This window comes from Pontibacter silvestris, assembly GCF_020907275.1.
Taxonomy (GTDB): Bacteria; Bacteroidota; Bacteroidia; order Cytophagales; family Hymenobacteraceae; genus Pontibacter; species Pontibacter silvestris.
In genome coordinates, this window is the sequence record NZ_JAJJWI010000054.1 from 1 (window position 1) to 6045 (window position 6045).

A 6045-nucleotide genomic window follows, 5' to 3' on the forward strand; every position below is an offset into this window, starting at 1 on the left:
GTCAACTTTTTCCAGGACGAGGCAAACGTTGCAACAACAAGGAGTGCAGCAGCAGCAACAACGTGTCCCACAAAGACAGGTGCAGCTTTGTAAGGCTCTTTAGAACAGACAAAAGTTAACTCTAAGCGTTGTTTTGGGTGGTTTTGCAGCAACGGGGGGATTCCTCTACTCAATATACTGCCTATACTGTACAGCCTGTTGTTGCAACGTTGTTGGTGTTCGTGTTGATCTTGCTGCACCTCAACTACAATGATGACTTTATCTCTTCATCCTTCAAAAAAGGTCGTTTTATGAGATTGGAAACTTGTCAAATTATATCTGGATTAGATCATCAAATTAGCGTTGTACCCTTTTCACTGTATCGCCGTTTCCCTTACCTTATCGAAGGCAGGTGCATTCTTTTAGAAATCGTCCTTGCAACCCAAAAGCGCACTTCGTTTGTAAACTTGTTGCCTTTGACTGAAGGGCAGCTTCGATTAACAGTTATCTTGGATTGTTATGAGCGAACACGTATTTAATGCCTGCTTCAAACGCATGGCCATCGACCTGACCTATGCAGGGGACTGGTAAAAGAAGTGGCAGATGCGAAGTTTTAGTTTCGCAGATGAGGGGGCTGGCTTACCAGAGAGTTGTGTCACCTGCAGGGAAGGTCCGAACATGCAGATAGCCAGCCCCCTCATCTGCACAATCCGCTTTTGTCTTTGCTATATCTAAAAGCCCGCTCTTAGGTGCTGTTGCTTTGGATTTATCTTGAAATTAAATTAAACCTGTAAGGGTAAGTGGTTATGTTTAGCTATCTTTGTAGTCAGGCACCTGTTAAAAGTGCTATTTCATGAAGTGTGCGGTCATTTTGTTAAAACCGACCATCAGTCGCTATCAAGGCCGCAATGAATATGTTGCAGCGTGAATTGCCATTTATACTTTAATGTCGCTAGTTATTGTAAAGCACAAAACCAAGCGCAACAGCTACAATTGCAGAAATACACCAGTATATGGATTTACAGGAGATTCTATCCCGTATAAAGCAGATTGCAAACAGTACAGTTAAAGATGAGGCCGGGGCCATTGATGAAAAGAGTAAGTGGCCTGAAGCCAGCATTCAAGCGCTTCAGAACGCTGGTTTAGGAGGGTTAGTTGTCGCTAAAGACCTTGGTGGCCATGGGCAGGGCCTGCATGCCATTGCCCGTGCCTGCGAAATACTAGGCCAGGTTTCGGGGTCTGCAGCGCTGTGCTACGGCATGCATTGCGTAGGGGCTGCTGTGATCGGCGCCAAGGCGACGGAGCAGCAGAAAGAAGAGTTCTTGAAGCCCATAGCCCAAGGAAGGCACCTTACGACACTAGCCCTTAGTGAGCCGGGCACGGGAGCCCATTTCTATTTCCCGCAGACCCAGCTACTGGCGCTTTCCGGCAATGAGTTTTTGTTAAACGGCAGCAAAAGCTTCGTGACCAACGGCAGCAAAGCGGATTCCTATGTCATCTCAACTGCCGGGGTGGACCCGGAGGCGGCACGCGATGAATTCTCCTGTTTCGTTCTGCGAAATGATACAGCCGGGTTAGAGTGGGGGCCTGACTGGTCAGGTCTCGGCATGAGGGGCAACTCGTCAAAAACCCTTGTTCTCAAGGACATCAAAGTGCCCGCTCAAAACCTGCTGGGCGAAGTAGGGGACCAGCTGTGGTACATATTTCAGGTGGTGGCCCCTTATTTCCTGACAGCTATGTCAGGGACTTACCTAGGCATAGCGCAGGCCGCTTTCAACGAGGCCAGGCAGCACCTGATCGGCAGGGCCTACACGCACAGTGGCACCACCCTAAGCCAGAACCAGTTGCTGCAGCACCGCTTGGGCATGCTGTGGGCGAGGATCGAGAGAACCAGGCAGTTGCTTCACCACGCAACCCGTGAAGGCGACGGCGGGGACCCGACGGCGGTACTGCCTATTCTTGCCTCTAAAGCGGAGGTGGCCAATTGCTGCGTTGAGGTGGTCAACGAGGCTATGAGCCTGATGGGCGGCATTGCCTACAGCCACAGCTCCCGCATGGATGTGCTGCTGCGCGATGCGCGCGCTTCCCATGTAATGGGACCAACAACGGATATGTTGTACACCTGGCTGGGGCGAGCCCTGCTGGAGCAGCCGGTATTGGATAGCTAACGGCAGCTTATGACCCACAGCATCGTACATATTGGTCTGCACCGGACAACTCTGGAGCTGCTTCGGAACACTGTTGATTTCAAAGCCGCTCAATTCACCGAGTGCTTCACCGATAGCTTCAAGGAGGTCTGCAAAAGTCTTCAGCAATACCAGGCTGTACTGATCGGCGAGGAAGTAGCCAATCCCATTCGCTTTGCGCAGGATGCGTTCGCATGCGATAGAAATATATCCATCCTGCTGATAAATGACAATAGCAGTCATTTAAAGATCAAGCAGGCTCTCCAGTTCTCGCCTTTTGTAGGGCCGACGGTACAGTGCGTTTCCAATGGGAATGCGCAGCGTATGGCACCCATTCTGGAGGACGCCGCGCAGCGTATGGCACCCATTCTGGAGGACGCCGTGCAGCGTACGGCCCAGCGAAGGAGCTTTGCCAAAATGAAAAGCATCACGGTTTCAGGGCAGCAGTTCGCGCATAAGTCACCCGACAGGGTTCGGTCGGATTTTACAGCGAAAGCTTTGCAGGAGGCCCCTATTGGAGCTGTGCTCATCTCAGGAAGCGGTACCGTGTTCAGCATGAATAACTATGCCCTCAATACCCTCAACATGTCAGAGAAGGAGGTGCTCGACGTAGCCCTGTCAAGTCTTTTTCCGGAACAGGCACAGTCTGAAATGACAAGCTTTTTACAAGATGGACACATTAGCGGAGAAAAGCACGTTATCGAAATCAACGAAACTGAAACCGTAAAATACCTGGAGTTGTCGGCTGCACCGATCGACATGGAGTCATCCTCCAACTTCAAGCTGGTGGTGCTGGATGACATTACAGACTCAGTGGTGGCGCGGCAGCGAACGCAGGCTCACCTGGAGGAGCTGGAAAAGCTGAATTCCAACCTGTCCCGTGTCAACGCAGACCTGGATATTTTTATCTACACAGCCTCCCATGATCTCAAGTCACCTATTCTGAACATAGAGGGGCTCGTGTCCTCGCTAGAAAGCGAGCTCGGTGCCGAAAGTGCGAAAGTGGAAATGGAGCTGGAGCACATCAAGCGTTCGATAGAGAGGTTCAAGCAGACAGTGGAGGATCTCACCGAAGTATCCCGGATACAGCGAAGCTTTGAACAAGAGGCTGATCAGGTAAATTTCGGGGCAATAGTGGACGAGGTGACGCAGCTGCTGGAGCGTGAGATCAGTGAGTCGGGAGCGAGCATTAAAATCATCACAGGTGCACAGCCTACACTCAGGTTTCCGAAGAAGAACCTGACAAGCGTGATTTATAACTTGGTCAGTAATGCCATCAAGTACCGTTCGCCGTCGCGGAAGCCCTGCATAGAGATTGATGCCTGGCAAGAGGCGGGAGATTTCTGTTTTACCCTGAAAGATAATGGGCTTGGTATACCGGAGTCTAAAAGAGAAAGAGTATTTCAGCTCTTCAAGCGCATGCACTCCCATGTGGCAGGTAGCGGAGTAGGGCTTTACATTGTGAAGCGTATCGTCGAGAATAATGGGGGAAGCATCACAGTGGAAAGTGAAGAAGGAACAGGTACCTTGTTTAAACTACGATTGAAGGAATATGCGGCTCAGTAACTGTACTTTTAACATACATCCTTTTCTACTGAGCGTTTCCGGCATAAAAAGTGTTATCTGTATAAGGCCTGCACAGGTAGAAACACTTTTCCGCAGTCTTGCGGGGATCTGCGGGACAGCCCTCTCAGGTTTTCGGTGAACAAGCTATGCCGGTAGTGTCAGCCTATCTCTGCTAACAAGTCGACGAGATAGGCTATCTGTGTTGGGGTCAGGGGCTTGACCATGTAGCCCTTTGTCGGGTACGGGACGGACACAGCCCTCTCGGAGGAGGTCAGCATGACAGCGACTGGTGCGACATGTGCCTTCGCCACCGTATTTGTCAGCTCCACCTCCTCTTTCGTGTACCACTTCATTTTACGCGGAACATACTCCATCAGCACGTTCTGAGCCTTGAGGTTACCTTTCCTGTAGACGATAAACCTCCCTACCCTGTGCTTTAAGGCAGCGTAACGGTATCATTTACCACATGCATCCTGTTCCGGCTAGCTGCAGATCTCATGCGTTATTTAATTTTTATATCTCTTAGCTTTTGTTTCAGGGCAGAGAATGCAAGGTATTCTTGCGCATAAAGCTAGATTAGTCTACTGAGGCACATGCAGAAGCAAGTGCTTTCTCTTTTACCGCCCGTCCACAATCCCTGCGGCTTGTTACCCAGCTTTCTTTCTATGGCTTTGGTTGCGTGTGCCATGGCACTACTACAGGCGGACTTGCCGATAGCTTTAAGGACACTGAGCCACATTCGAATTTCGATGAAAACTCCGTAAATATTCCGGCATAGGGGCCAGTGCAGTTTAGGCTGGCTTAGCGCTGGGCGTAGTCGGTTGCAACAGGCTGGCAGGACCTATCACCCAATAACTGATGTTATTTAGAGTACTGGAGTTATTTAATGCAGAATACCATTATTCCGCCCTTTTCTGATACGGCACATTTCAGGACTAAGCACCTGGTATCACTCAACAGAGAGCAGCCACTCTTCTGCATCCGATTCCTCCTTGAAGGTTCTTATCTCCAACACTTTATCGATACGATGTATCAGGCTTTCAATGGTTAGGGTGGCATAAATGCTGGATGGAACCACCTGTGCCAGGTAGCGCAAACCCGCCTTTTTCATTTCAGGGGTCCACACGCTTTCCGCCCACTCGAGGGCCATATCCCAGGAGCCGACAACTTCTTTGTTGCTGTTCAACAGCTTAGAGCACGGCTTCTCCTTGATCATTTCCAGTAATTTATAGCCGCCCTCCTTCACGGTTTCCACCGACTGGACCCCAAACCAACGCGAGTAGATGATGGAGTCGCCCTTTATCCTTGCGGCAGTGAAAAACACATCGCCGTATACCTTTTTTAGCTCAACCTGCTGTTCCATTATCTATTCTTAATAGACTCCTTGATCATTGATTCTTATTCCTATATTACCTTCAAAGAATACTGGCGCAGCCAGTCCTCAGCACTAGCTGCCTTACCAAATACCCTTACCTCAAAGGCCTTTATGCTGGAGTAGAAGCTGGATGCGGTGGTTTCAGCGAAAGACTCGGGTGTGGTGATGAGAGCAAAGTGCTTTATGCCGGCACTGGCGGCCTGAGGAGACCACTCATTCACAACCCAATCAAGGGAATGATCCCAGCCGCCTATCACGCCGCTTGTGTCGTTAAGAACACAGCTAAACCCGCACTCCCTTACCACATCGATGTAGGCCAGGGCGCCAGCCTTTACATTTTCCCGCGTCAGGTATCCGACCCAGTTTGTATGAACCCACTTGTTCAGATCGTCTACAGTAACGGTGATAAAGACTTTGCCAAAGACGTTTTTAAGTTCTTTTTTCATTCATGTGAGTGCGTAGCAGAAAAGCATACTATTTTAGTCCGTGATAAGTTTGGCAGGAAAAACCTGTTTTTTGCTTGATTCCGTGTCCTCCTACCCATGAAGAGCAGTATGCTCTGCATTGACTAGGCTACCAGGGTTTGCAAATGCCAGATCAAATATAATCAGATAAATAAACATAGATCCCATCGAGTGTAATTATCCCTGTGCTAACCCAGTGACAATGGTGGAACACACCCTCTTTTTCTGGGGGCAGGAATCAGAAGTTCCACTAAGATGCCGTGTTGCGGGGCTGCACACAGGTGGGGGAGTTTTCTTTCTTTCTAGCTTGGTTCATGCTGCTTTTGCATGGCCACTGAATGATTGGATTGGCGGATGGTTCTTAAAAGCACATGAGCAAAGCTTCGGCTACGCCCTGCTCATCTCATCTCATGTACAAGCCGTTACCTCTTCCGCATTTGTCTCAAAAATCCCTCTATTTCCGATACAACAAACA

The 6045-nt window shown here is 49.6% G+C and carries 6 protein-coding genes; 3 read left to right on the forward strand and 3 right to left on the reverse strand.

The window, feature by feature from the left end:
* The first annotated feature begins 992 nt into the window (after positions 1 to 992).
* Positions 993 to 2147: an acyl-CoA dehydrogenase family protein gene (locus LN995_RS21245; protein WP_229963108.1), complete on the forward strand. Its 1155-nt coding sequence runs from the start codon at positions 993 to 995 to the stop codon at positions 2145 to 2147.
* Between the two features lie 342 nt (positions 2148 to 2489).
* Positions 2490 to 3731 (forward strand): sensor histidine kinase, encoded by a 1242-nt coding sequence (locus tag LN995_RS21250; RefSeq protein WP_229963109.1) that lies wholly within the window; start codon positions 2490 to 2492, stop codon positions 3729 to 3731.
* 144 nt (positions 3732 to 3875) lie between these two features.
* On the opposite strand, the gene LN995_RS21255 is transcribed toward LN995_RS21250, so the two are convergent.
* The 3 genes from LN995_RS21255 to LN995_RS21265 form a co-directional block, all read right to left on the reverse strand.
* The gene (locus LN995_RS21255; protein ID WP_229963110.1) at positions 3876 to 4079 is read right to left on the reverse strand and encodes a hypothetical protein; all 204 of its coding nucleotides are present in this window, start codon (positions 4077 to 4079) and stop codon (positions 3876 to 3878) included.
* A 601-nt stretch (positions 4080 to 4680) separates the two neighbouring features.
* On the reverse strand, positions 4681 to 4986 hold the full coding sequence (locus tag LN995_RS21260; RefSeq protein ID WP_229963111.1) for a hypothetical protein: 306 nt from the start codon (positions 4984 to 4986) through the stop codon (positions 4681 to 4683).
* A 149-nt stretch (positions 4987 to 5135) separates the two neighbouring features.
* Positions 5136 to 5552, reverse strand: a complete 417-nt coding sequence (locus LN995_RS21265) for an STAS/SEC14 domain-containing protein (protein WP_229963112.1) — start codon at positions 5550 to 5552, stop codon at positions 5136 to 5138.
* A 220-nt stretch (positions 5553 to 5772) separates the two neighbouring features.
* Between LN995_RS21265 and LN995_RS21270 the strand changes: the two genes are divergently transcribed.
* Positions 5773 to 6045, forward strand: a 273-nt coding sequence (locus tag LN995_RS21270; protein ID WP_229963113.1) for a hypothetical protein, incomplete at its 3' end; no start/stop codon positions are given.